The 24,891-nt window shown below is 67.7% G+C and carries 27 protein-coding genes and 1 tRNA gene; 14 read left to right on the forward strand and 14 right to left on the reverse strand.

What is annotated here, in order from left to right:
* Nucleotides 1-15 precede the first annotated feature (15 nt).
* From DBV35_RS16770 to DBV35_RS16785, 4 genes are all read right to left on the reverse strand, one after another.
* Nucleotides 16-393 (reverse strand): hypothetical protein, encoded by a 378-nt coding sequence (locus DBV35_RS16770; protein ID WP_108661451.1) that lies wholly within the window; start codon nucleotides 391-393, stop codon nucleotides 16-18.
* Nucleotides 394-606: 213 nt separating this feature from the next.
* Nucleotides 607-1,977 (reverse strand): MFS transporter, encoded by a 1,371-nt coding sequence (locus DBV35_RS16775; protein ID WP_108661452.1) that lies wholly within the window; start codon nucleotides 1,975-1,977, stop codon nucleotides 607-609.
* Between the two features lie 57 nt (nucleotides 1,978-2,034).
* Complete coding sequence (locus tag DBV35_RS31300; protein ID WP_108661453.1) at nucleotides 2,035-2,346, reverse strand: hypothetical protein; 312 nt, start codon at nucleotides 2,344-2,346, stop codon at nucleotides 2,035-2,037.
* Nucleotides 2,347-2,353: 7 nt separating this feature from the next.
* Complete coding sequence (locus DBV35_RS16785) at nucleotides 2,354-2,671, reverse strand: metal-sensing transcriptional repressor (RefSeq protein ID WP_108661454.1); 318 nt, start codon at nucleotides 2,669-2,671, stop codon at nucleotides 2,354-2,356.
* 62 nt (nucleotides 2,672-2,733) lie between these two features.
* Here DBV35_RS16785 and DBV35_RS16790 point away from each other — a divergent pair, with 62 nt between their 5' ends.
* Genes DBV35_RS16790 through DBV35_RS16800 form a run of 3 tightly spaced genes read left to right on the forward strand, consistent with a single transcriptional unit; the run spans nucleotide 2,734 to nucleotide 3,580 of the window.
* The gene (locus tag DBV35_RS16790; protein WP_108661455.1) at nucleotides 2,734-3,075 is read left to right on the forward strand and encodes a HupE/UreJ family protein; all 342 of its coding nucleotides are present in this window, start codon (nucleotides 2,734-2,736) and stop codon (nucleotides 3,073-3,075) included.
* A 59-nt stretch (nucleotides 3,076-3,134) separates the two neighbouring features.
* Nucleotides 3,135-3,365, forward strand: coding sequence for a hypothetical protein (locus DBV35_RS16795; protein ID WP_108661456.1), 231 nt, complete (start codon nucleotides 3,135-3,137; stop codon nucleotides 3,363-3,365).
* Nucleotides 3,362-3,580: a hypothetical protein gene (locus tag DBV35_RS16800; RefSeq protein WP_157961807.1), complete on the forward strand. Its 219-nt coding sequence runs from the start codon at nucleotides 3,362-3,364 to the stop codon at nucleotides 3,578-3,580. The genes DBV35_RS16795 and DBV35_RS16800 overlap by 4 nt, the downstream gene beginning before the upstream one ends.
* 690 nt (nucleotides 3,581-4,270) lie before the next feature.
* Here DBV35_RS16800 and DBV35_RS16805 read toward each other — a convergent pair.
* A tRNA-Gln gene (locus DBV35_RS16805) sits at nucleotides 4,271-4,344 on the reverse strand.
* A 317-nt stretch (nucleotides 4,345-4,661) separates the two neighbouring features.
* On the opposite strand from DBV35_RS16805, the gene DBV35_RS16810 reads away from it, so the two are divergent.
* From DBV35_RS16810 to DBV35_RS16820, 3 genes are all read left to right on the forward strand, one after another.
* Nucleotides 4,662-6,584, forward strand: a complete 1,923-nt coding sequence (locus DBV35_RS16810; RefSeq protein ID WP_108661458.1) for a DUF3604 domain-containing protein — start codon at nucleotides 4,662-4,664, stop codon at nucleotides 6,582-6,584.
* Between the two features lie 139 nt (nucleotides 6,585-6,723).
* Complete coding sequence (locus DBV35_RS16815) at nucleotides 6,724-7,569, forward strand: peptidyl-prolyl cis-trans isomerase (protein ID WP_108661459.1); 846 nt, start codon at nucleotides 6,724-6,726, stop codon at nucleotides 7,567-7,569.
* 292 nt (nucleotides 7,570-7,861) lie between these two features.
* Nucleotides 7,862-8,431, forward strand: coding sequence for a manganese efflux pump MntP (locus DBV35_RS16820; RefSeq protein ID WP_108661460.1), 570 nt, complete (start codon nucleotides 7,862-7,864; stop codon nucleotides 8,429-8,431).
* Between the two features lie 13 nt (nucleotides 8,432-8,444).
* Here the strand turns inward: DBV35_RS16820 and DBV35_RS16825 are convergent, their stop codons facing one another.
* A complete protein-coding gene (locus DBV35_RS16825) occupies nucleotides 8,445-9,326 on the reverse strand; it encodes an SDR family oxidoreductase (RefSeq protein WP_108661461.1) in 882 nt (293 codons plus the stop codon).
* Between the two features lie 96 nt (nucleotides 9,327-9,422).
* Between DBV35_RS16825 and DBV35_RS16830 the strand changes: the two genes are divergently transcribed.
* Nucleotides 9,423-10,238: a helix-turn-helix transcriptional regulator gene (locus DBV35_RS16830; RefSeq protein ID WP_108661462.1), complete on the forward strand. Its 816-nt coding sequence runs from the start codon at nucleotides 9,423-9,425 to the stop codon at nucleotides 10,236-10,238.
* 15 nt (nucleotides 10,239-10,253) lie between these two features.
* On the opposite strand, the gene DBV35_RS16835 is transcribed toward DBV35_RS16830, so the two are convergent.
* From DBV35_RS16835 to DBV35_RS16845, 3 genes are all read right to left on the reverse strand, one after another.
* Nucleotides 10,254-10,553, reverse strand: coding sequence for an MmcQ/YjbR family DNA-binding protein (locus DBV35_RS16835; RefSeq protein WP_108661463.1), 300 nt, complete (start codon nucleotides 10,551-10,553; stop codon nucleotides 10,254-10,256).
* A gap of 28 nt (nucleotides 10,554-10,581) precedes the next feature.
* The gene (locus tag DBV35_RS16840) at nucleotides 10,582-11,091 is read right to left on the reverse strand and encodes a GNAT family N-acetyltransferase (RefSeq protein WP_108661464.1); all 510 of its coding nucleotides are present in this window, start codon (nucleotides 11,089-11,091) and stop codon (nucleotides 10,582-10,584) included.
* Between the two features lie 80 nt (nucleotides 11,092-11,171).
* Nucleotides 11,172-11,552 carry a gamma-butyrobetaine hydroxylase family protein gene (locus DBV35_RS16845; RefSeq protein WP_108661465.1) on the reverse strand — a complete coding sequence of 127 codons (381 nt, stop codon included), beginning with the start codon at nucleotides 11,550-11,552 and terminating at the stop codon, nucleotides 11,172-11,174.
* Between the two features lie 83 nt (nucleotides 11,553-11,635).
* On the opposite strand from DBV35_RS16845, the gene moaA reads away from it, so the two are divergent.
* Both moaA and DBV35_RS16855 read left to right on the forward strand, forming a co-directional pair.
* Nucleotides 11,636-12,637: a GTP 3',8-cyclase MoaA gene (moaA, locus tag DBV35_RS16850; protein WP_108661466.1), complete on the forward strand. Its 1,002-nt coding sequence runs from the start codon at nucleotides 11,636-11,638 to the stop codon at nucleotides 12,635-12,637.
* A gap of 289 nt (nucleotides 12,638-12,926) precedes the next feature.
* The gene (locus tag DBV35_RS16855; RefSeq protein ID WP_157961808.1) at nucleotides 12,927-14,135 is read left to right on the forward strand and encodes a multidrug effflux MFS transporter; all 1,209 of its coding nucleotides are present in this window, start codon (nucleotides 12,927-12,929) and stop codon (nucleotides 14,133-14,135) included.
* A 4-nt stretch (nucleotides 14,136-14,139) separates the two neighbouring features.
* Here DBV35_RS16855 and DBV35_RS31305 read toward each other — a convergent pair whose 3' ends face one another.
* Nucleotides 14,140-15,357 (reverse strand): Mrp/NBP35 family ATP-binding protein, encoded by a 1,218-nt coding sequence (locus DBV35_RS31305; protein WP_108661468.1) that lies wholly within the window; start codon nucleotides 15,355-15,357, stop codon nucleotides 14,140-14,142.
* 69 nt (nucleotides 15,358-15,426) lie between these two features.
* Between DBV35_RS31305 and mobA the strand changes: the two genes are divergently transcribed.
* Both mobA and DBV35_RS16870 read left to right on the forward strand, forming a co-directional pair.
* A complete protein-coding gene (mobA, locus tag DBV35_RS16865; protein WP_157961809.1) occupies nucleotides 15,427-16,065 on the forward strand; it encodes a molybdenum cofactor guanylyltransferase in 639 nt (212 codons plus the stop codon).
* An 87-nt stretch (nucleotides 16,066-16,152) separates the two neighbouring features.
* The gene (locus tag DBV35_RS16870) at nucleotides 16,153-16,926 is read left to right on the forward strand and encodes an NAD kinase (RefSeq protein WP_245943968.1); all 774 of its coding nucleotides are present in this window, start codon (nucleotides 16,153-16,155) and stop codon (nucleotides 16,924-16,926) included.
* Nucleotides 16,927-16,949: 23 nt separating this feature from the next.
* Here DBV35_RS16870 and DBV35_RS30670 read toward each other — a convergent pair whose 3' ends face one another.
* Complete coding sequence (locus DBV35_RS30670; protein WP_108661471.1) at nucleotides 16,950-18,983, reverse strand: calcium-binding protein; 2,034 nt, start codon at nucleotides 18,981-18,983, stop codon at nucleotides 16,950-16,952.
* A 336-nt stretch (nucleotides 18,984-19,319) separates the two neighbouring features.
* On the opposite strand from DBV35_RS30670, the gene DBV35_RS16880 reads away from it, so the two are divergent.
* Nucleotides 19,320-19,787 carry a MaoC family dehydratase gene (locus DBV35_RS16880; RefSeq protein ID WP_108661472.1) on the forward strand — a complete coding sequence of 156 codons (468 nt, stop codon included), beginning with the start codon at nucleotides 19,320-19,322 and terminating at the stop codon, nucleotides 19,785-19,787.
* Nucleotides 19,787-20,653, forward strand: coding sequence for an HpcH/HpaI aldolase/citrate lyase family protein (locus tag DBV35_RS16885; protein ID WP_108661473.1), 867 nt, complete (start codon nucleotides 19,787-19,789; stop codon nucleotides 20,651-20,653). Before DBV35_RS16880 ends, DBV35_RS16885 begins: the two co-directional genes overlap by 1 nt.
* On the opposite strand, the gene DBV35_RS16890 is transcribed toward DBV35_RS16885, so the two are convergent.
* From DBV35_RS16890 to DBV35_RS30280, 3 genes are all read right to left on the reverse strand, one after another.
* A complete protein-coding gene (locus tag DBV35_RS16890; protein ID WP_108661474.1) occupies nucleotides 20,641-21,252 on the reverse strand; it encodes a glutathione S-transferase family protein in 612 nt (203 codons plus the stop codon). The two genes, DBV35_RS16885 and DBV35_RS16890, sit on opposite strands and share 13 nt — an antisense overlap.
* Nucleotides 21,252-21,674 (reverse strand): nucleoside-diphosphate kinase, encoded by a 423-nt coding sequence (ndk, locus tag DBV35_RS16895; RefSeq protein WP_108661475.1) that lies wholly within the window; start codon nucleotides 21,672-21,674, stop codon nucleotides 21,252-21,254. The genes DBV35_RS16890 and ndk overlap by 1 nt, the downstream gene beginning before the upstream one ends.
* 205 nt (nucleotides 21,675-21,879) lie before the next feature.
* Nucleotides 21,880-22,623, reverse strand: coding sequence for an MBL fold metallo-hydrolase (locus DBV35_RS30280; RefSeq protein ID WP_157961810.1), 744 nt, complete (start codon nucleotides 22,621-22,623; stop codon nucleotides 21,880-21,882).
* Nucleotides 22,624-22,773: 150 nt separating this feature from the next.
* Here DBV35_RS30280 and DBV35_RS16905 point away from each other — a divergent pair, with 150 nt between their 5' ends.
* On the forward strand, nucleotides 22,774-24,675 hold the full coding sequence (locus tag DBV35_RS16905; RefSeq protein ID WP_108661477.1) for an ABC-F family ATP-binding cassette domain-containing protein: 1,902 nt from the start codon (nucleotides 22,774-22,776) through the stop codon (nucleotides 24,673-24,675).
* The last annotated feature ends 216 nt before the right edge of the window (nucleotides 24,676-24,891 follow it).

The raw sequence follows: 24,891 nt of genomic DNA on the forward strand, positions 1-24,891 counted from the left end.
GGCGCTGCGTTTCGTTCAGCCGAGCCTTGGAGGCCGCCGCGGTCCGTCCCGGATCACGCTGTGCGCGTCAAAATTTGCCCGAGGGACCGGCCTGGAGCGGAATGGCAGACTGGTGGCGGCATCGTGCCCCGTCAGGACGTACAGGTGATGCTCGTGGTCGGTGACGGCGTGTTCGGGCCAGTCGATGGCGCCGTCGTCGCTGCCATGGGAATGGCCGTGCCGCAGCACATCAGAGGACACGTCAGGCACCAGGTCGATGTGCGTCACGATTTGCGGCGCAACCGAGGTGAGGAGAACCGCGAACAGAATGACCAGAGGCAAAGCCCGCAGATGCGGGAACAATCTTTCGATCGTCCCCGTCGCTCTGAGGCTGAGTCCGGTCAGCTGGTCCAACGCGCTACGCTCCCCGTCCCAATCGGTGCCGAATATTCCAAAGGCGTGCGGACATCCGCGAATGACACGTCCTCAAGCCTCGGCGTGTATTCCGCAAGCCCCCCGGCGAAGCCTGCTCTCGAATGGGCGTGCCCGATTGCGGCCGCAGGTGCACGAGCTTGGTGTATCGGAGCCAGCCTACTGTCGCATGGTAAATGAGTGGTTCCGACGGTGTCACCGCCCCTCGCGCGGGTACACCCGATGATGATCGTCGATGACGAAGACATGGGCATGCCGAATCGCCGCGTGGCGATGTATCCGCGGCGCAGACAGGTCATGATGGAGCGCGTCAGGGTCGGCGTGCTCATGTTCGAGCTCTTCGTGCGTGTGCTCGACAATCTCCGGATCGTGGCGAGGCCACAGGAAGGCCGCCCCAAGCGCGCCTATGGCCGCGCCCATCGCGAGGACGAGCGCGGTTGGGCCGATGCCGATAGCCGCGCCGAGCCAGCCCGCCGTGGGATAGGTGACGAGCCAGCAGGCGTGCGACAATGCGAACTGCGCCGCGAAGAGCGCCGGACGGTCTTCGGCATGCGAGGACCGTCGCAGCAAGAGACCTGACGGTGTGCCCACCAAGGAGGAACCGGCTCCGATCACGGCCCACAAGGCGAGAATTCCTGCCATCCCGGGAGACAGGCTCACAAAGACCAGCGCAATGGGTAGAAGTCCGGCGCCGAGGAGCATCGCAGTGCGGGCCGTAAGGCGTGGCGCGCCTTGGTCAGGCGCGACGATACGGGGAAGCGCGAGCGCAATGAGCATCGAGCCGAGCCCGTAGGCAGCGAAGGCGAAGGCAACCTCGCGGTCGGTCTGGCCCAGCATCTCCTTGACCACGACCACGGTGTTGACGATCACCATCGACCCGGCCGCGGCGACCGCGAACGAGAGCGCGAAGAGCCCGCGCAACCGTGGCGTTCGAAGGTAGATCCAACTGCCTCGCGTCAGCCGCTGCACGAATGGCCGTGGTGTGCCTCGGCCCGTGATTGCAGGCAGCGCGACCGAGACCACGAGCGCCGCCGAAGCGAGAAATCCGATGGCGTTGCCGAGGAAGAGCCAGTGGAAGCTCGTCACGACCAGGAGTGCTCCCGCGACCATTGGCGAGACGAGCGATTCCAGATCGTAGGCAAGGCGCGAGAGGGAAAGTGCCTTGGTGTATTCCGCTTCGTCGGGCAGGACATCCGGGATTGTCGCCTGGAATGTCGGCGTGAAGGCAGCCGAGCAACTCTGGAACGCGAAGACCAGGACGTAGATCTGCCAGACCTCGGTCACGAACGGCAGCAACGCCACCATCCCGGCCCGCACGACGTCTAGGGTGACGAGGAAAGCACGGCGTGGCACGGCACCGGCGAGCGCGGCGGCGATCGGGGCGATCCCGACATAGGCGACCATCTTGATCGCGAGCGCGGTGCCGAGAACCCGTCCGGCGTCGCCACCGGCGAGGTCATAGGCAAGCAAACCGAGCGCGACGGTCGTCAGACCCGTCCCCAGGAGGGAGAGCACCTGAGCGGCGAACATGTGTCGGTAGGTGCGGTTTGCGAGGACGGACAGCATGTGAGCTCGAAAGTTGGGGTTCGGAGATAGTGTCGGGTGGCGCGAGACAGCCGTCGGCTATGAACTCAGCCCGCCCGCAGGGCCGATCCGGTCGATCTGCCAACGTTTGACTTTGCGATCCGCAAATCGTCGGCGGACACATGCCGCCAGCGCCAGCACCTCGGCGATGAGCCTTGGAAATATCGTGGCCGCGACACCGAGCATCACAATCTGCGCAACGTCCCCGCGGATCGCGATCATGAACGCCGCGACGATCGTCTTTCGAATGAAGCGGCTCCAGACCGTGAAGCGCGACGAGCACCACCGCGCTCGGAACAACGGCCAGGCGTGGCTCGCGTCCTGGCTCAGCAACTCCGCCAACGCGGGCATGGACGCCTCACAGGTATTTCGTGATCGCCTTAAACTCATCCAGCGTGCGGCGCTGGTCCCGGCCGGTGCTGCCGACCGCCTCGTCCAAACAGTGGTCGATATGATCCCGGATCAGGACGCGTTTGGCCTCGCAGACGGCCTTCTCGACCGCGTGGAGCTGCTGGGCGATGTCGAGGCAAGCACGCTCGCTCTCGATCATCTCGATGATGCTGCGCAGGTGCCCGTCGGCCCGCTTGAGCCGTTTGATGATGTCGGGATGCGTTTCATGGCGATGTCCCGAGCCGGCGTCGACCCGCGAGGACTCGTCGGTCACTGTGTCTGTCATGGCTTGTACCTATCCCCCTGGAGGGGTTAGAGCAAGTCCCTGCCCCATGGAACGGCAGCGGAATGGGAGGACAGAGCACTGAGAGAGGTGCTGCCACCCTATCGGCACTCATCCGCTCCCAGCCTTGTCGTTCATTTTTTTGGCTTCTCCACGGTCTCGGCCTGACGACCAAGATCCAGGGATTCGACCTCTCGCCAGACGGGCTCTCTGCCAATCTCCTCGCGTTCAACGCCGGGGTCGAACTCGGTCAGATCGCCGCCCTTTCAGTGATCCGCGTCATGATGGGATGGTGGCGCCGATCGACTTCCTTCTGGCGCCACGCTTACTCAGCCAACGTCGCAATAATGAGTGCCGGGTTCGTGCTCGTCCTCACCCAATTCGCCGGCTACTTCGTGATCGGTTGAGAACCATGCACAACGCTCGTCCACCCCGCCCAGACGAACTGCCAACAACGAGAGAGCTCGTGCGCTCCACGCTGTTCGCCTTCTTCGGGGCGGTTTTGGTCGTTCTGACACTGGTGCTCCCAGCCGAGTATGGCGTCGATCCGACCGGTGTCGGCGATCTCCTCGGTCTGACTGAGATGGGGGAAGTAAAGGTCGCTCTTGCCGCCGAGGCAGAAGCCGACCGGATCGCGCAGGCTGAAGCCGAACGCTATGGGAGCTGGAGACGGGCCAGCCGTTCGACCTTGTCTTGAACGATCCCGATCCAGAGACGTCCGGGATGTCCCCTGACGTGGTGGACAAGGATCCATTGGCGACCGCGGATGAAACGCCTCCCACTGGCACCCCCGCCGACATGATCGAACCGGCGATCATGCGCGCGCAGACGGTCGAGGTCCCGCTATCACCTGGAGCCGCTGGCATGGTGACTCTGGTGATGGATGAAGGCGCAGCCGTCGAATTCGCGTGACGCGCTTCAGGTGGCAGCCTTGTCTACGATCTCACCGGCCGGAACGGCAATCGCACATTGCCATACGGGAGGGGGCACGGAATCCCGCAGAAGGCAGGCTCATTTACAGCGGTGTTTGCAGGGGAGCACGGCTGGACCTGGAGCAACAGGACGGAACGCGCGATCACAGTGACGATCACCGTACGTGGCCAATATCGGACCTTTGAGCAGCGCACGAAATAGCATTGCAACGAAACTTCCAAAATACAGGTAAACATGGCACGGGCACCGTGCCATATGAGCATTGAACTCTAATTATTGATCTTTAGTATTAAATGAATTCGTCAAAAAAACCCATTCGGGTTGCGAAGGGTGAACAGAGCAACAACAGCTCCGAGAGCCCCTTCGTTGCGACTATTGTGAAGACGCAACTTCGCGGAAATCATTCCCGGTGTCCCAACTGTTCCACCGGCAACAAACGCTTCCGCCATGATCGGATCCCGATATGCGCTGAGCCTGACGCCGCGCGCCTCGTCCCTCCGGGTCAGGGCCTTTTGGCGAAGGCCAAGAGCTCGACCGAGCACGACGGAAACGACCTCCTGACGGGTGTCACTGACGCCGTTCTGACGGCACAAAGCGCTATACGCGGGTGCTACACTTGCCGCCCGCGCACTTGGGTTAAGTCGTTGAAATTACTAGCTCTTGCTTATGTGGCTGGGGGACGAGGATTCGAACCTCGACTAACGGAGTCAGAGTCCGCTGTTCTACCGTTAAACTATCCCCCAAGAACGGTGCGGACTGCCTGCGTCTTTGGCGGCCTGGCCGGCAGAACACGGTAAGGTTCTGCGGACCGGGCGCTGCCCCGCCCCGTCGAGGTGGGCTATTTGGCAGTTCGAATGTGTGGCGTCAAGGCCCTCGCGTGGCGCATGGCTTGGTTTTCAAAGGGCTGTTCGCCAACGCGCCCGCGCCGGCCACAACAATGCCGCGATGTTGCAGCGGGGCCCCGTGCTATATTGTCTCCACCATCGGACGCGCGCGCCGCGCCCGTCGCCGACTTTTTATAATGAGGCAGATTCCCAGTCTGCCCGTCGGAGGTTGTGAGATGACGCACCCCATCGGCCGCCTTTCCCTCACGCTCGCCGGTTGCCTCTTCGCCGGCTCCGCGCTCGCCCAGGTCACCACCGACGCCGGGACCATCGATCCGGCGAAGATCCAGCGCTTCTTCAACCAGCCCGGCTACTCCCCCTATGCCGGCCGCAATTTCCCGACGCGGCCACTCTGGGGCGAACAGCACCTCCACACCTCATGGTCGCCCGACGCCTTCGCCGGCGGCACGCGCGTCGGTCCGGACGAGGCGCTGCGCTACGCCAAGGGCGAGGAGATCGTCTCCTCCACCAATCAGCCCGTCCGCCTCTCCCGCCCCTATGACTGGATGGTGGTGGCCGACCATTCCGATTCGCTCGGCGTCATCGCCAACGTCTATGAGGGCGACCCCGCCCTCCTCACCGACCCCGTCCTCAAGAGGTGGCACGACGGGATGAAGCAAGGCGGCGAGGCGGCCGCCGCGGTGGTGATCGACATGATCACCCTCCAGGGCCAGGGCAAGCTCCCCAAGGCCGTCACGGATCCGAACACCCAGTTCGACATGTGGCGTGAGATGACCAAGATCGTCGAGAGCCACAATGATCCGGGCCACTTCACGGCGCTCATCGGCTACGAGTGGACGTCGAATTATGGCGGCGGCAACAACCTCCACCGCAACGTGATCTATCGCGACGACAAGGCGATCGCCGACCGGGTCCGTCCGCTGACGACGTTCGACACCGACATCCCGAACAAATTGTGGGACTGGATGGCGAACTTCGAGGAGGAGACCGGCGGGCGTCTCCTCGCGGTGCCGCACAACGGCAACCTCTCGAACGGGCTGATGTTCGCGACGGAGACGCCGGACGGCAAGCCGATCGACGCGCAATGGGCCGCGATGCGCGCGCGCTTCGAGCCGCTCTACGAGGTGACGCAGAGCAAGGGCACCTCCGAGCAGCACCCCTCCCTCGCTCCCGCCGACGAGTTCGCGAACTTCGAGATCTGGGACAAGGGCAACCTCAACGTCGTGCCGAAGACGCCCGGCATGATCCAGTACGAATACGCGCGCGAGGCGTTGAAGCGCGGCCTGAAGCTCGAGGACGAGCTCGGCACCAACCCCTTCAAGTTCGGCCTCCTCGGCTCGACGGACGATCACACCGGCATCTCCTCCACCGAGGAGAACAACTTCTTCGGCAAGTTCCCGGCGAGCGAGCCGGGGCCGGAGCGCTCCACCGGCAACGCCTTCGATTTCGAGGGGCGCATCATCAAGGACTGGCAGCTCGGCGCCTCCGGCCTCACCGCGGTGTGGGCGCAGGAGAACACCCGCGCCTCGATCTGGGACGCGATGAAGCGCAAGGAGGTCTACGGGACCACCGGCACGCGCATCTTCGTGCGCTTCTTCGGCGGCTGGGAGTTCGTGCCCGACGACGCGCTCGGCCGCAATCCGGGCACTGTCGGCTACGGCAAGGGCGTTCCGATGGGCGGCGACCTGCCGCCGGCGCCGGACGGGGCGGGCGCGCCGAGCTTCCTCGTCGCCGCACTCAAGGACCCGCTCTCGGGCAATCTCGACCGCATCCAGATCATCAAGGGCTGGGTCGACGCCGACGGCGGCATGCAGGAGAAGATCTACGACGTCGTCTGGTCTGGCGACCGCACCCCCGGCGCGGACGGCAAGCTGCCGCCGGTCGGCGACACGGTGAACGTGGAAGAGGCGACCTGGACGAACACGATCGGCGGGCCCGAGCTCATCACCGTGTGGAGCGATCCCGATTTCGACCCGGCGCTGAAGGCCTTCTACTATGCCCGCGTCCTCGAGATCCCGACGCCGCGCTGGACGGCCTATGACGCCGCCTACTTCAAGGACGCGAACTTCGCGCCCGAGGTGCCGATGAAGGTCGTCGAGCGGGCCTACACCTCGCCGATCTGGTATTCGCCGAACTGACGGGGACGGGCGTGGCACCGACCTCCGGCAGCGGGGCCGCGGCGCGAGCGCGGCTCCAGGATCGTCGGCGCGAGGGGCGGCCGGCGACGCGGCGGGCAGCGGCGCGCCCGCGCCCGGCCGATCACGCGGGCGGGCCGTCTTGAAGCTCCGGCCGATCCTCGCATCGCCCCTCCTCCACTTCTTCGCGGCGGGGGGCCTCGTCTTCCTCGCCTACGCCCTCATGAACCCCGCCGCCGAGGAGGCGGACGCAGGCGGCGACCGGCTGGAACTCTCCGACGCGGACGCGCGCCGGCTCGTCGCGGAGTTCGCGGCGGCGTGGAACCGCCTTCCGAGCGAGGCCGAGCTCGCGGGCATGATGCGCGACTGGGCGATCGAGGAGGCGTTGGTGCGCGAGGCGCTGGCGCTGGGGCTCGACAAGGGCGACCCCGCGATCCGCAACCGCCTGCGCCAGAAGATGATCTTCCTCGCCGAGGCCGCCGCCCCCGAGGCGCCGGCCGACGAGGCGACGCTCGAAGCCTTCTACCGGGAGAACGCGGCGCGGTTCACGCGGCCCGGACGCCTCTCCTTCGAGCAGATCCTCCTCCCCGCCGGCAGCAGCGCGGGCGAGGTCGCGGCCGCGACCGCGGCGCTGGAGGACGGCGCCGATCCCGTCACCCTCACGACGAGCGCGCTCCTCCCCGCCCGCATCGACGCGATGGCCGAGCCCGCGGTCGAGCAGGTGTTCGGCGGCGGCTTCGGGACGCGCGTCGCCCATCTCTCCCCCGGCGCCTGGTCCGGCCCCGTCGAGAGCGCCTATGGACGCCACATCGTGCGCCTCGGCGAGCGGCGCGAGGGTACGCTGCCGCCGCTCGCCAGCGTGCGCGAGCGCGTGCTGGCCGAATGGCGGGCCGAGGAGACGCGCAAGGCGCGCGAGGCCTACACCGAGGCCGTCCTCGCCCGCTTCTCCACCGCCCTGCCCGACCCGTCGGACATTCTGAAGCGATAGACGCGCAATCGACAGTAACGCTCCGCCACAAGCATTTACGATCTTCCGAATAGCCAGTTGCGACTGAAACGCAGAACCACTCTCAAGTATTTTGAAGATTTGACCGCACGCTCATCGCACACTATGTGATGGCGATCGGGATTCGTTACCGCGCCGCGTGGGACGATATCGACAGACATGCGTTGGAAGAGCGAAACGCCGCCAACAAATCGTTCTCGACCCGGCAAGTCTTTCTCCGCCCTCTCGCGCAAGCGGGTGGGCTGTTTTGTTGTCTCTGGTCGAAAGTCACGCCATGTCACCTATCGGGATCGCAGTCCTCGCGGTCAGCATGTCCGTCGACGCCTTCGCCGTATCGGTCGGCCGTGGCGCCGCGATCGGTCGCCCGAGATTTGCCGAGGCGCTGCGGACGGGCGTCGTGTTCGGCCTCGTCGAGGCGCTCACCCCGGTGCTCGGATGGGCCGCGGGGGTGGCGGCGAGCCAGTATGTCGCCGCGGTCGACCACTGGATCGCGTTCGCCCTCCTCGCCGGCGTCGGCCTCCACATGCTGTGGAACGCGCGCGGAGGCCGGGACGAGGCCGCCGCCGCCCCGACCAGCCACTCGCTCCTCATCCTGATCGCGACCGCCGTCGGCACGAGCCTCGACGCCATGGCCGTCGGCGTCTCGCTCGCCTTCCTCAACGTGAACATCGTGGTGATCGCGGCGGCGATCGGCCTCACGACCTTCCTGATGTCCTCTGGCGGGATGCTGCTCGGCCGGCTGATCGGCGCACGGCTCGGCCGCCTCGCCGAGATCCTCGCGGGCATCGCCCTCTTCGCCATCGGCGCGATGATCCTCGTGGAGCATCTCGCCCTCCTCGGCTGAGGGCGAGGCCGCCTCAGGCGATCCCGGCGATATCCGCGAGCAGCCCAGGACCCACGGGCCGCCACCCGAGACGCGCCGCGGTGAGCGCGCTCGATGCGGACATGTCGGCGGCGACGAACGGGGCGAGCCAGCCGAAATGGCCCACCGCCTCCTCGGCCGCGAGCGCGCGCGCCGGGAGGGCGAAACGCCGCCCCACCGCCTCCGCGATGTCGCGGAAGGCGATGCCCGTCTCCGCCGTCGCGTGATAGCGCGCCCCCGCCTCCGCCCGCTCCAGGGCGAGGCGGAAGAGGCGGACGGTGTCGCCGACATGCGCCGCCGACCAGCCGTTGCGCCCCTCTCCGGCATAGGCGGCCATGCCAGCCGCGCGAGCGTGCGCGATATAGGGCGTCACCAGCCCCTGCGCCGTGGTGTCGTGGATCTGGGAAAGGCGGACCGCCGAGACGTTCAGGCCTCGCGCGGCGAGCGCCTCCATCGCCTGCTCCGATGCGGCGCGCGGGTGATGGCTCGCGCCGTCATAGACATCCTCCGTCGCCGGGACGCCCGGCCGCACCGCCCCCATCGCCGTGATGGACGTGATGACGAGGGGCCGGTCCGAGCCTTCGAGGGCGGCGCCGAGCGCGGCGATGGCCCGCCGGTCCCGCTCGCAATTTTCGATGTAGCGGCTGAAATCGTGGTCGAATGCGGTGTGGATCACGCCCTCGCATCGGGCGGCGCCCTGCGCCAGCCCGTCGAGATCGTCGATGTCGCCGCGAAAAGGCTCCGCCCCGATGGCGGCGAGCGCCGTCGCGCCCCGATCGGACCGGGTGAGGCCGAGAACCTGGTGGCCGGCGGATAGCAGCTCCGGAACGAGGCGGGAGCCGATGAAGCCGGTGGCTCCGGTGAGGAAAACGCGCATGACTTGTCTCCGATGGTCTTGGAGAGGCCATGTCGGACGCACCATATCCGGTTAAAGTCGTGACTTTATCCTAGTATACGCGGTACCCCCTTCGCCATGAGCCAGACCCCCAACCCGCTCGGCGCGTTCCTGAGGGACCGGCGCGCCCGGCTCGACCCGGCCGCCTTCGGCTTCCCGACGGCGCGGCGCCGCACGCCGGGCCTCAGGCGCGAGGAGGTCGCCCAGCGCGCCAATATCAGCCCCACCTGGTACACGTGGCTGGAACAGGGGCGCGGCGGCGCGCCCTCGCCCGACGTGCTGAACCGCATCGCGCGGGGCCTCCTCCTTACGGACACGGAGCGCGAGCACCTCTTCATGCTCGCCCTCGGCCACCCGCCCGAGGCGCGCTACCGGGCCGTCGACACCGTGACCCCGCGCCTCCAGCGGCTCCTCGACGCGCTGGAGATCGCGCCCGCGATCGTGCGGACGGCGACGTGGGATGTCGTGGCGTGGAACCGGGCGGCGGCGGCCGTCCTCACCGACTATGGCGCCCTGCCGCGCCAGGAGCGCAACGTTCTGCGCCTCATGTTCGCGAATGCGCGCGTGCGCGCCGCGCAGGAGGATTGGGACAGCGTCGCGCGCTTCGTGGTCGCCGCCTTCCGGGCCGATGCCGCGCGGGCCGGCGCGGTCGGCGAGGTCGAGGCGCTCGTCGCCGAGCTCACCGCCATCAGCCCGGAATTCGAGGCGATGTGGCGCGCGAGCGACGTCCTCGATTTCGGGCCGGGCACCAAGCGCGTGCATCACCCCGTCGCGGGGCCGATCGCGCTCGAATATTCGAGCTTCGCCGTCGACGGACGGCCCGACCTCAGCCTCGTCGTCTTCAACCCGGCCGAGGCGAAAGACGCCGCGCGCATCCGCGCCCTCCTCGCCTGAGCGCCCGCGGTTGCCCTACCGCGAGCCCGCCCAGGCCGCCCGCATCAGATGCTCGACCAGGGCCGCGTCCGCCTTGTCGAGCGCGAGCCGCGTCCAGCCGCGCGCGCCCCATTTGTTCGGCACCGGCGACAGCACCGCCGGGTGCGCGTCGACATAGAAAGCCTGCTCCTCCGGCGTCAGGAGGACGTTGAGCGAGCCGTCTTCGCCGAGCGTCGCGAAATTGCGCCGCGCGCGGAAGGCGCGCCTCTCGAAATGGGGCGACTCCGTCACGCCCTCGAACGCGAGGACGAGGTCACGGAAGGCCTCGACGTCCATCGTCTCTCCTCTCCCTTCCGGCCGGAGCCTAGGCCGCGATCTCCCGCCCGTGCCGCGCGCGGGAGAAGAGAAAGCGGTCCATCTCCGGCACGAAGCGGACCGTCCTGAAGCCCGCCTTCTCCAGAACGCGCCGGGAGCCGCCATTGTCGGGATGGGCGAAGGCGCGGACCTCGGCGAGCCCGTGCCGCGTGTCGGCCTCGCGGAGCGCCGCGCGCACCAGCTCGGACGCATAGCCCCGCCCCCACGCGTCGGGGTGGAAGAAGTAGCCGACCTCGCAGCCCCAGCCCGGATCGAACGGGTCGTCATAGAGTCCGCCCCAGCCGATGATCCGCCCGTTCTCCTTCGCGATCACCGTCCAGGGCGCGTAGCCGTCGACGCGGCGGCGCCACTCGTGGACCGCGACGCGGCGGCGGCAGGCGGCGAGCGTCGCGTCCACGTGGGTGTGCCGCATCGCCGCCGGATCGCCGAGAAAGGTGAAGATCGCGGGGACGTCGGCAAGGCGCGCGGGCCGCAGGAGAAGGCGGTCGGTCTCGATCAAGGCATGGCTCCGCGGCGGTCCGGTTCGTCGGACGCCGATTGAACGCCGGAACCCGTCCGAGGCCAACCCCGGTCGCGCCCCTAGTGGAGCGCCGCGACGCCCGGCTTGTCGCGGGTGAGGCCATGGCGGGCGAGATCGTCGAGATATTGCGACCAGAGGCGCTCGCGGTCGGTGCCGAGCTCGTCGAGATAGGCGAGCGTGTAGAGGCCGCTATCGTGCCCGTCATCGAACACGATGCGCACCGCGTAGCGGCCGACCTGGCGCACGTCCGCGATCTTCACGGCCGCCTTGCCGCCCACCACCATCGGCGTGCCGTGCCCCTTGCGCTCGGCCGAGGGGGTGAGGACGCGCAGGAACTCCGCCGGCAGGTCATGCCGCGTCCCGTCCGGATAGAGGACGCTCATCTCGGTCCGGTCGGCCGCGATCCGCAGCTCTTCCGGCCATGACAAGACTCTTTGCATTGCGACTCCCTCGCGTCTTAGACTGACGGGATGCAAACCGGCACCCCGAACCCATATGATGAAGGGGTAGCATTGAGAGCACGATGACCGCACCGCTGCAGGACACATTTGGCCGAACGATCCGCTATCTGCGCATCTCCGTGACGGACAGGTGCGACTTCCGCTGTGTCTACTGCATGGCGGAGCACATGTCGTTCCTGCCGAAACGCGATCTGCTGACGCTGGAGGAGCTCGACCGCGTCGCCTCCGCCTTCGTGGAGCGCGGGGTGCGCAAATTGCGCATCACCGGGGGCGAACCGCTGGTGCGGCGCAACGTGATGACCCTCTTCGAGGGCCTCTCGCGGCACCTTGAGAGCGGCGATCTCGACGAGCTGACGCTGACCACCAACGGCTCCCAGCTCGCCAAATACGCCAAGGGCCTCGCCGATTGCGGCGTGAAGCGGGTCAATGTCTCCCTCGACACGCTGGATCCCGACACCTTCAAAGCCATCACCCGCTGGGGCGAACTTCCGAAGGTCATGGAGGGGATCGAGGCCGCGCAGGCCGCTGGCCTCAAGGTGAAGATCAACATGGTCGCGCTGAAGGACGCCAACGCGCACGAAATCGTGCCGATGCTGCGCTTCTGCCACGCGAACGGGCACGACCTCACCCTCATCGAGACGATGCCGCTCGGCGAGATCGAGGCGGACCGGACCGATCAATATCTGCCGCTGAGCGCCGTGCGCCGCGGTCTCGAGGAGCAGTTCACCCTCACCGACCTTCCCGACTCCACCGGCGGCCCCGCCCGCTATGTGCGCGTCGAGGAGACGGGCGGGCGCGTCGGCTTCATCACCCCGCTGACGCACAATTTCTGCGAGAGCTGCAATCGCGTGCGCCTCACCTGCACGGGCACCCTCTTCCTGTGCCTCGGCCAGGACCACGCGGTGGACCTTCGGGAGCCGTTGCGTCAGTCTGAGGGCAACGAGGCCCTCCACAAGGCGATCGACCACGGCATGTTCATCAAGCCGAAGGGGCACGATTTCGTGATCGAGCGCCGCAACGCGCGCCCGGCCGTCTCGCGGCACATGTCGACGACCGGCGGCTGAAACGCGCCCGACGGTGCGCGTTTCGATTGTGCCGGCGAGAAAAAGTCCTTATAGCTTCTGATTGCACTGATGCTACTTCAGTGACAGAATAACGAAATGCACGCCAATGGATCCGCGTCCGCACTATACAAATAGATTAAATAGTTGCGGCGTTAAAACTAGTATAACTTGTTCGGCCATCGATGACGTTTAGAAGTCGCCCATGCGCATGAACTCGCTCCAAGAGACATCCTCGGTCTCGGCGAGATCCACCGCGTCTCCACATCCGGCTCTTCTGTCCGATCCGTCGATGCCGCGGCAGTCGATCGACGCCGCGGTGGCGCCGCTTCCGCTCCTCATCCTCGTCTCGATGATCCAGCCGACGGCGATGAACATGTATCTGCCCGCCATGGCGCAGATGCGGGCCGACCTCGCCACCTCCACCTCGGCGATCCAACTCACCCTCTCCGTTTTCCTCGCGGCAACCGCCCTCGGCCAGCTCGCCGTCGGCCCGGTGAGCGACATCTACGGCCGCCGCCCGATCCTCATCGGCGGCATCGCCGTCTTCCTCGTCGGCAGCGCGCTCTGCTTCTTCGCGCCCACGATCCAGATCCTGATCCTCGGCCGCGTCATCCAGGCGGTCGGCAGCTGCGCGGGCCTTGCCCTGTCGCGCGCCATCATCCGCGACGTGCACGGCACCAACGCGTCCGCCTCCCTCATCGGCTATGTGACGATGGGCATGGCGATCGCGCCGATGGTGACGCCCGCTTTCGGCGGCTTCATCGCGGAGGTCTCCTCCTGGCGATACATCTTCGGGCTGATGACGGCGTTCGGCCTCGTCGCCCTCATCATGTCGATCCTGAAGCTCGGCGAGACGCATTTTCCGACCTCGCGCCAGGGCGCCTTCCGCCGCTGGGCGCGTGAACTGAAAGAGCTGCTGTCGCTCCCCCATTTCTGGCTTTTCGCGACGACGCTCGCCTTCCTGTGCGTCTCGTTCTTCGCGTTCGTCGCCGGCGGCATCTTCGTCTCGAGCGGCGTCTTCCATCTGACGGCCACGCAATACGGGCTCTATTTCATCTTCGTCTTGTCAGGATACGTGCTCGGAACCTTCGTCACCGGCCGCTTCGGCGAGCGGATCGGCCTGGTGCGGATGGTGGTTATTGGCAACTTCATCGCCTTCATCGGCGTCGTGAGCGCGCTGGTGTGCGCCGGGCTCGACATCATCGCCCCGATGTCCCTCTTCGCACCGATGCTCGTCGTCGGCATCGGCAACGGCTTCGCCCTGCCGAACGCGGTGGCCGGAGCGGTCAGCGTGCGCCCACACCTTGCCGGCACCGCTTCGGGCCTCGCCGGCGCCTTCCAGATCGGCAGCGGCGCTATTGCCAGCATCACGGTCGGCCTCGTCTCCGACGCGCATTTCTTCGACGATGCGCGCTGGCCGATGCTCGTCGTGATGATCGTGGGCGCAACGATCGCGCTGATCCTCAGCTTCTTCCTGCGTCAGCGCATGATCGCCTGACGCCTCACTCGAACACGATGCGCGGGAATGGGCGCTGGTCACCTTCGTCCAGCACGGACACGAGGTTCGCGGCGATCTCCGCATAGGCCTCGCTCGGCTTCGACTGCACGTCGAGAGCCACCGGCCGCCCCGCATCCGACGCCTCGCGGATCGCCATCGTCAGCGGCACGCGGCCGAGGAAGGGCACGCCACGCGTCTCTGCCTCCCGCTCACCGCCCCCTTCGCCGAAGATCGCCGTCTCGGTGCCGCAGCAGGGGCACACGAACGTCGCCATATTCTCCACGATGCCGAGGATCGGGACGTTGACGGTGGCGAACATCTGCGCGGCCTTGCGCACGTCGATGAGGGAGAGATCCTGCGGCGTCGTCACGATGACGGCGCCGGTCAGCGGCGTCTGCTGGGCAAGGGAGATCTGAATGTCCCCCGTCCCCGGCGGCATGTCGATGAGGAGGCAGTCGAGTTCGCCCCACTGCGTCTCGCGCATGAGCTGGGAGAGCGCGCCGGTCGCCATCGGCCCGCGCCAGATCACCGCTTTCTCGGGCTCGACGAGGAAGCCGATCGACATCAACTTGATGCCGTGCACCTCGATCGGCACGAGGCCGCCCTCGTTCTTCGGCTTGCGGTGGACCGCGCCGACCAGCGTCGGCACGGACGGCCCATATATGTCGGCATCGAGAAGCCCGACCCGCCAGCCGAGCGCGGCGAGCGACACCGCGAGGTTGATCGACACCGTGGACTTGCCGACGCCGCCCTTGCCGGACCCGACCGCGATGACGCGCTTCACGCCTGAAAAATCCGCCGCCCGCTGCGCCGGCGCCTGCGCCGCTCCGTGGCGCGCCGCCGGACGCGCCGCAGCCGTAGCCGGCGCGGCGGGTGACGGGGCCGGCCCGCCCTCGCGCTGCGAGAGGCGCCCGGCGAAGCGGCGCGCGCGGTCCATGAGGCCGCCTTTGTCGGCGGCCGGCGCCTCGGCCGGCGGCGCGTCGTTCTCGCTCACCACCGCTGCCAGCACCTTCTCGACGCCGGGGAGCGCGCGCACCGCGTCCTCGGCCGCCTGCCGCGTCGCCTCGAAGGCCGTCCGCTCGTCGTCGCCCACCGCGATCGCGAACCCGACGCGGCTCTCCATGATCACAAGCGATCGGATCCGGCCGCGCGAGGCGAGGTTGCCGCCCGCCGGGTCGGCGACCGTCGCGAGGGCGGCCATCACGGTCTCGTTCGTCACCATCGTCCCACACTCTCCTTCGCGTCCCCCGCAACGGGGGCGCGATCAACATTCGGCCAAGCTATGGCACCAATGACGAGTTTCGCGCCAGGGCCGACCGATGGGGCGATCTTCTGCGGCGGCGAGGGCGCGCGGATCGGCGGCGGCAAGGCGCTGCGCCTCCTCGGCGATCGCCCGCTGCTGGCCTGGGTGATCCTGGCGCTCGCCCCGCAGGTGACGCGAATCGGCATCGTGGCGCGCACGGTGGACGATTCGCGCACCCTCATCGCGGCGGTGCAGCCGCATCTGCCCGGCCTCGTCGCCGCCCGGCTCGAGGCATGGGCCGACCGGCCGGGCCTCGAGGGCCCGGTTGCCGCCCTCCTCGGCGCGGCCGACCGCTGCATGGCCCCCTATCTCCTGACGAGCGCCACCGACACGCCTTTCCTGCCGGCCGATCTCAGAAGCCGGCTCGCCCGCACGCTTTCGGTACGCGGTGCGGCGATCGCGGCGGACGACCGGCCGATCCCCACCATCTCGCTCTGCCAGCGCGCCCGCCTAGTCGGCCTGCCGGCACAAAAGAGCCTCAACGCCACCCTCGCCCCGCTGGCGCCGGGGACGGCGCGCCTCAGCGCCGTCGAGGCTCACAATATCAACACAATGGAGGATCTTTGCGCGGCCGAACGCATCCTCGCCACGCGCCAAACATTGACGCGCGGGGGCAATCGCGGATGAATGCGCCCCCTTGCCGCGCACCGCGGCGCCCTCCTCCCTGTTCGAGCGCATGATCATGTCCGTCTCCCTGCGCCGCACGGTCGGCCCGTGAGCCGCCCCATCGAGCGGCTCGCCTTCCTCGCCGCCGAGACGCCCGAGGCGCGCGCCGCCGCAACGGAGCTGACCGAGCGCTACGGCTCCTGCGATCCGGATTCGGCCGACGTCATCGTCGCGCTCGGCGGCGATGGCATGATGCTCGCCGCCCTCCACCGCTACATGTCGACCGGAAAGCCGATCTTCGGCATGAACCGCGGCTCGGTCGGCTTCCTGATGAATGATTTCGCGATCGAGGGGCTGATGGAGCGGCTTGTCGCCGCCGACGTCACCACGATCCGCCCGCTGAAGATGCGCGCGCTCGACGTCTATGGCGAGGCCTACGAGGCAAGGGCGATCAACGAGGTCTCGCTGCTGCGCCAGACGCATCAGGCGGCGAAGCTCTCCATCATCATCGACGGGCGGCCGCGCCTGCCGGAGCTCATCTGCGACGGCGTCCTCATCGCGACGCCCGCCGGCTCCACCGCCTACAATCTGTCAGCGCACGGGCCGATCCTGCCGATCAACGCGCAGCTCCTGGCGCTGACGCCGATCTCCGCCTTCCGCCCCCGGCGCTGGCGCGGGGCGCTCCTCCCCTCCCACGTCACGGTGACGATCGAGAGTCTGGAGCGGGACAAGCGGCCGATCGCGGCGGCGGCGGACCATGTGGAGATCCGCCGTGTCGCCCGGGTCGACGTCGCCGAAGACCGCGAGGCCTTCTGCGTGATCATGTTCGACCCGGACCATTCGTGGGACGAGCGGATCCTCGCCGAGCAGTTCACCTATTGAGGTGACCCAGAGGGGGCGCGGCGTCAGGCGAAGAGGCCCCAGCCGGCCTCGCTCTGCACGACGAGGCTGACGCCATTGTCGAAGGTGTATTCCACCCGGCCCCATCCGGCGAACTCTCCCGCCTCGGCCGCGTCCTCGAGGCTCGTCACCGCCTCGCCGTCGAGCGTCACCCCCTCGAAGACGATCGTGTCCTCGTCCGCGTCGTAGTCGTGGATGATGTCGCGGTCGCTGTCGCCGCGCACGATGAAGATGTCGGCGCCGGGCCCGCCCTTCAGCCAGTCCGTCCCCGGCCCGCCGACGAGGATATCGTCCCCGCCACGCCCGTTGATGACATCGTTGCCGCCGAGCCCGACGAGCTGCTCGTCCGCACTGGTGCCGAGGAGAAGATTGCCGAGATCGGTACCGAAGCGCGTCGCGACCGTCTCGTCCGCTTCGACGCCGACGGTGGTCCCGACCGTCGCGCTCGCCCCGTCGAGGCCGCGCTCGTCGAAGACGGTGATCGTGATGTGGCGCGTCGCCTCGCTCGGATCGTCGCCGCGCGATTCGAAGGTGAGCGAGCGCAGGATCGCTTCATACTCGGCGAGCGTGCCCTCGCCCGCGAGGGTGAGGACGCCGGAAACCTTGTCGAAGCGCGCATCGATCTCCGAGTCCGCCGGTAGGTCGACCGCGAGCCGGTCCTTGAAGACGACGAGCCCTTCGGTGATCTCGATCCTCGCGCCGGAGAGGACGGTCGAATCGGCATCGCCGAGTTCGAGGTCGCTCGCGAACGCGACCGGCGCACCGCCCTCCACATAGGTCTGCGGGTGCGCGCCGGTCGTCCCGTCCGAGTAGAAGGCGAGTGCGCGGGGCCGGTTTGCGATGGTCTCGTCGAGGGCGTTCGAGAGCGCGATCACCGTCTCCCCGGCGTCGAAATAGTCTCCGTCTCCGTCGAGATCGCTGAGACGCACGACGTTCTTGGTGTTGGGGTCGCCGCCATTGATGGTGAAGACGATGTCGCCCCCGTCCATCGCGGCGATGGAGAAGCCGTTCGCGGCCGCGTATTCGTCCGGCAGGGCGCTGAAATTCCACACCTCGACCGCCTCTTCCGGCGAATCGATGGCGCCGCTGCCGTCGAGATCGGTGAGGCGGTAGATGCGGGCCGGATCGTCGTCGTTGCCGATCCAGGTGTAGGTCAGGACGCTGCCGTCCTGCGTCGCGTGCGCGATGTCGATCGGCGCACCGTAGCTCTCGGCGTCCGAGATGAAGACGCTCGCCTCGCCGGCATCGATCACGCCGTTCCCGTTGAGATCCTCGATCCGGTAGACCGTGTCCGGGTCGCCGCCATTGGTGTCGGTGAGGTAGGCGACGTTGCCGACGAAGGAGAGGTCAAAGGCGGAAGACGTGGCGTTCACGCTCTGGAGGTCGAGCCAGACGGTGGCTTCCCCCTCGTCGTTCGCGTCCCCGTCGCCGTTGAGATCGACCGTGCGGTAGATCGCGTCCGCCGGGCGCGAGCTGACGCCGGCATTCACGATGTAGATCGCCCCGTCCGCGTCCTCGGCGACGCCGTTCGGGGTCGGGAGCGTGAAGCCCGCCGCGTTGCCGGCCTCGGAGAACCAGACGGTCGCCTCGCCTTCGTCGTTGGCGTCGCCGTCCGCGTTCAGATCGACGAGGCGGTAGACCGCGTCCGTGTCCCCGTCGGCGGCGTAGACGGCCCCGTCCGAGGCCTGGTGGATGTTGAAGATGTTGCCGGTCGGGCTCTCGATCCCGCTCGCATTCGACCCGTCAAAGAAGACGCTCTGCTCGCCCGCATCGGCGGTGTCCCCGTCTCCGTTGAGATCATTGAGGCGGAAGATCGCCTCGTCCGTCTGGTCCCCGAAGAGGACCTGACCGAGCCAGGGATAGGCGGGGGTCAGCGCCGCCGTCGGCGCCTCGACGCTCTCCGGCACGGTCTCGACCGGAATGATCCGCACGGGGCCGAACGCGGCGAAGCCGTCGCGCATGAAATCGTCGATGCGGCCGGCGACGACGCCGCTGCCGCGCGCCGTCAGCGCCTCGATCAGAAAGGTCTGAAGTGTCATGGGGGTCTCCGCGTGACGCGGCCGCCTCGGCCAAAGCCAGGCGGCTCTCGTCGATTTGATTCGACGGCCACAAGAGGACGTCGAATACGTCTTGTCATCGACGCAAATATTCGCGACTCGGATCTAGAGTCAAATTCTATATTATAGACGTTTAATACTTATAGATACGAAAACAATCGACGATCATTCGCATTACATATGATCACAAATATCCTTAAATCTATTCCAGTCGCAAAGAGGTTGCGGCAACGCCGGGCATGACGGATCGCACGCCCCAAACGGCGCTGGATGTGCGATGAAACGCGACCGCAGTGTGAGGACGCGAGGAGGCTCGAGATGGCGGGTTTGTATTATGAGGATTTCGAAGTCGGCGCGGTCTACCGCCACGCCCTGTCCCGCACGGTGACGGAGGCGGACAACATGCTCTTCTCGAACATGACGCTGAACCCGCAGCCGCTCCACATCGACCGCCATTTCTGCGAGCGTCACACCGAGTGGGGCCAGCCGATCGTCAACTCGCTCTTCACGCTCGGCCTCCTGATCGGGATCTCCGTCAACGACCTCACCATCGGGACGACGGTCGGCAATCTCGGCATGAAGGAGACGCGCTTCCCCCACCCGCTCTTCCACGGCGACACGGTCTATGCGTCGACGAAGGTGGTCGCGAAGCGCGAATCCCGCTCGCGCGGCGATGTCGGGCTCGTGGAGCTTGAGCACACCGCCGTGAACCAGGACGACGTGGTGGTCGCCGTCACGCTGCGCACCGCGATGATGAAGAAGCGCCACCCGACGGTGGACGTCTGATGCGCTCCTTCCTGTTCATCCCCGGCGATTCGGAACGCAAGCTCGCGAAGGCCTACGCCTCGGGCGCCGATGTCGTGATCCTCGACCTTGAGGATTCGGTCTCGTTCGAGCGCAAGGGCGCGGCGCGCGGGCTTGTCGCGGAGGCGACCAGGGACGCGCCGGTGAAGGTCGCGATCCGCGTCAACGCCATCGGCTCCGGTATGATGGAGGAGGACCTCGCCGCCGTGATGGCCGCCGCGCCCGCGATGATCGTGGTGCCGAAGACCGAGACCGGCGCCGACGTCACCCGCGTCGCGGCGATGCTCGCCGTCCACGAGGCGGAGAACGGGCTCGATGACGGCTCCACGGAGATCCTTGCGATCGCGACCGAGACGGCGGGCGCCCTCTTCGGGCTCGGCACCTATCGCGGCGCGAGCCCCCGCCTCACCGCGATGGCGTGGGGGGCGGAGGACCTCTCCTCAGCGCTCGGCGCGACGCGCGTGCGCGAGGCGGACGGGCGGCTCACCCACCCCTACGAGATGGCGCGCACGCTCTGCCTCGCCGGCGCGGTGGCGGCGGACGCGGCGCCCATCGACACGGTCTATCCGGATTTTCGGGATGAGGCGGGGTTCCTGGCGACCTGCGCGGCGGCGGCCGCGGACGGCTTCCTCGGCAAGCTCGCGATCCACCCCGCACAGGTCGGGCCGATCAACGCCGCCTTCACGCCGAGCGACGCGGCGGTGACGCACGCAACGCGCGTCGTCGCCGCCTTCGACGCCGAGCCGGGGGCCGGCGTCGTCTCGCTGGACGGGGCGATGCTCGACCGCCCCCATCTTCTCAATGCGCAGCGGCTCCTCGCCCGCGCGGCCCGGCTTCAGGCCGGGTAGGTCTCAGCGACGGCCGGGAAGGCCATCATCCGCGCCGCGAAATCGCCGAGGCGCGGATAACGGCCCGAGACGATGTGCGGCGCCGTCGTCTCGGCCATCTGCCAGGCGCAGACGGTGGTGACGTCGGAACCGTCCGGCGTGTCGCCGCCGAAGAATCCGTCGGGCACCATCGCCTCCAGCGCGCCGAGCCCGCCTTCCACCTGGCCGCGAACGCCGGCCTGATAGTCCGGCCAGTGATATTCGGCCGGGCGGCGCAGCGTCTCGTAGACAAGCGTCACGAGCTTTTCGGTCGTCTGGTGGGCGAGCGCGATGCGCTGCATGCAGTCGCGCCGCGCCACCCCCGTCGCCGGCACGAGGCGCTTGCCCTCGGGCGCAGTCTCGTCGAGCCAATCACAGATCGTGGCCGTCTCGATCAACGGTGTGCCGTCGTCGAGAACGAGGATCGGGACGCGCAGGCCGGGATTGTAGCGGGTGATCTCGGCCGCGTTCGCCGGATCGCGCGCGGCGAGCTGCTTGCGCTCGACGGCACGATCCTGCAGCGCGCACCAGATGGCGACGCGCCGCGTATAGGGTGATTGGTTGCGCCCGATGAGGAGCATCAGCCGGCGATCTCGCTCTGGCTGAACCAGAAGGCGATCTCTTCGGCGGCCGTCTCCGGCGCGTCAGAGCCGTGGACCGCGTTCTCGCCGATCGACTGGGCGAAGTCGGCGCGGATGGTGCCCGGCGCGGCTTCGGCCGGGTTGGTGGCGCCCATCACTTCGCGGTTCTTGGCGATCGCGTTCTCACCCTCGAGAACCTGCACGACCGTCGGGCCGGAGGACATGAATTCGGTGAGCTCGCCATAGAAGGGGCGCGCCTTGTGCACGGCGTAGAAGGCCTCGGCCTGCGCCTTCGACATGAGGACGCGCTTGGAGGCGACGACGCGCAGCCCAGCGCTCTCGAGCCGATCGGTGATCTTGCCGGTGAGGTTGCGGGCGGTCGCGTCGGGCTTGATCATCGAAAAGGTGCGTTCGATCGCCATGGTGTCTCGTCCTTGATGGCCGCCGGTGTGGCGGCGGTCTGGCCGCAGCGCGGCATTGTGGTGATGGGCCGCGTCGCGGCGTCGCCACCGCTATAGGCTGGCGGTCGCCATCGCCGCAACAGGAGACCACGCCGCGAGAGACGCCGAATCGCGCGACCGAATGTTGCAACGCCAGCGCGAGACCGGTTAGGACCTCGCCAATGGGTCAGCGCACGCCCGTCGCCTTCAATTCCCCCGCCCCCTCGACGACCGCGCGCGGGTCCATCGCAACGCCGGAGGTGAGCGACTGGGTGATGTCGCCGAAATCCGACCGGTCGACATAGGGCGTGCCATGCAGCGGCAGGATGGAGGAGACGAGGCGCTGGGCGAGGATCGCGCGCCAGGCCTCCTGGAAGGCCTCGTCCTCGCCCTCCCCGACCACGGGCCGTTCGAGGCGCGGCGGCGTCGGAACCTGGCGCGGACCGGGGCCGACCGCCGAATCGCCCGCGAAGATCACGCCGCGATTTTTCGTCATGTGGAGCATGATCGAGCCCGGCGTGTGGAAGGGCATGTGCAGCACGTCGATCCCTGCATTGCGCAGCGCGGTGTCGTTCATGGGGTCCATGAAGGCGACGCCGGCTTTCGCCGAGACGGGGCGCGCAACATCGGCCGGGTGGAGGAGGATCGGACAGCCATAGCGCTCGCGGATCGTCGCGAACCCGTCACCTTGCGCAGCGACGTCGACATGGGTCAGCACGAAGGCCGTCGGCGGCAGGCCCGCGTGCGCGATCTGGTCGACCGCATCCATGTTCCAGGAATAGACGGCGTCGATCATGATCGACCCGTCCCGCCCGAGGATCGCGTAGGCGTTCGGCGGCCTGCCCGACGGTCCGGTCTTCGCGCCGGCCTGTGGAAGCCACAGGATGTCGTCGAACAAGGCTTGCGATTTGTCCGAAAAAAATTGCGCCATCATTCTCCTCCCCTGAAACTTTAAACCACAAAAGGCCGTTGTGTTCCCTCCCGCGTCACAAATGCGGCGTTTGCGGAATGCTTTGTGCCGCACACGGGCACGCAACGATCCTCTTGCGTGGCGGCCAGTCGGGGCGCGATAAGCGCGTCCATGCTGACGATCCGCAATCTCACCTACCGCATCGACGGGCGCGTCCTTTTCGACGGCGCCGAGGTCATCGTTCCCGACGGCGCGAAGGTGGGCCTCGTCGGCCGCAATGGCTGCGGGAAAACGACCCTCTTCAACCTGATCACGGGCGATCTGTCGGCCGAGGGCGGCGACATCTCGCGCAGCGAGGGGCAGCGGATCGGGCGGGTGAGCCAGGAGGCGCCGGGCACCGAGGCGAGCCTCATCGACACGGTGCTCGCCGCCGACACCGAGCGCACCGCCCTCCTCGCCGAATCGGAGACGGCGACCGATCCGCACCGGATCGGCGAGATCCACTCCCGCCTTGCGGACATCGACGCCTATGCCGCCGAATCGCGCGCGGCCTCCATCCTGTCCGGCCTCGGCTTCGACGATGCGGCGCAGCAGCGGCCCTGCTCGTCCTATTCGGGCGGGTGGCGGATGCGCGTCGCGCTCGCGGCCGTGCTCTTCCTGGAGCCCGACCTCCTCCTTCTCGACGAGCCGACCAACTATCTCGATCTCGAGGGGACGGTGTGGCTGGAGACCTATCTCAGCCGCTACCCGCACACCGTGATCGTCATCAGCCACGACCGCGATCTCCTCGACACGGTCGCCCGGCAGATCGTCCACGTCGACAACGGCAAGCTCGTCACCTATCGCGGCAACTATTCCGAGTTCGAGCGGCAGCGGCGCGAGAAGGCGATGCTCCTCGTGAAGCGCGCCCAGAGCCAGGCCGAGGAGCGCGCCCGCCTGCAGTCCTTCGTCGACCGCTTCCGCGCCAAGGCCACGAAGGCCCGCCAGGCGCAGAGCCGGCTGAAGCGGCTCGAGAAGATGGTCGCGGTCGAGCCCATCATCGACGAGGCGACGCCGCCGATCCGAATCCCCGCCCCGAAGCGCTCCCTCTCCCCACCGATCATCGCGGCCGATCGCGTCGCCCTCGGCTATGACGGGAAGTCCGTGCTGCGGCGGGTCAATATCCGCATCGACGAGGACGACCGGATCGCCCTCCTCGGCGCGAACGGCAACGGCAAGTCGACGCTCGCCAAGATGCTCGCCGGGCGTCTCTCCCCGATGGAAGGCTCGCTGACGCGCGCGGACCGGATGGAGATCGCCTATTTCGCGCAGCACCAGCTCGACGAGCTCGTCCCCAACGAGACGCCCGTCGACCATGTGCGTGCCCGCCAGCGCTATGACGGCGAGGCGGAGGTCCGCGCCCGCGTCGCGCGGATGGGGCTCGGCACCGAGCGGATGGACACGGCGGCGAAGGACCTGTCGGGCGGCGAGCGGGCGAAGCTCCTTCTCGGCCTCGCGACGATGAACGGGGCGAACCTCCTCATCCTAGACGAGCCGACAAACCATCTCGACATCGACAGCCGCGCCGCCCTCATCGACGCGATCAACGGCTACGAGGGCGCCGTGATCCTCATCAGCCACGACCGCTATCTCGTGGAGGCCTGCGCCGACCGGCTCTGGCTCGTCGCCGACGGCACCGTGCGCCCCTATGAGGACGACATGGAGGCCTATCGCGCCTTGATCCTCAGCGCGGCGAAGAAGTCGCGCAGCGGGGACGGGGCGGAGCGGCCGGCCGAAAAGGTGAGCGCGCAGGACCGCCGGCGCGAGGCCGCGGAGGCGCGCGCCGCCCTCGCGCCCCTGCGCAAGACGATCCAGGCGGCGGAGAAGGCGGTCGCGAAGGCGGAGGAGGAGATCGCCAAGCGCGATTCGCTCCTCGCCGATCCGAATCTCTACACGGCCGACCCGCAGAAGGCGGCGCGCATCAACCAGGAGCGCACGCGCTGGGTGGAGGCGCGGGACGCGGCCGAGGAGGAGTGGCTCACCGCCTCCGAGGCGTACGAGACCGCCCAGCAGGACGCCCTCGCCGCGAGCTGAAAGGCAACCGGATCGAGGGCGGCGTTAATTCAACGCCCTCAACATTTCGCAAGTGCACAATTCAGTGGCGGCGCTGCCCAAGCGCCGAACGGGGCCGCACAACCTGCGGATGGCGGTACGCGCCTCGCGTTCATTTCGCACATGCACAAATGCATTCGCAGACGCACAAATAAAAAGGCGGCCCGGAGGCCGCCTTTTCATTTCTTATTCTTGCGG

The organism is Acuticoccus kandeliae (assembly GCF_003073115.1).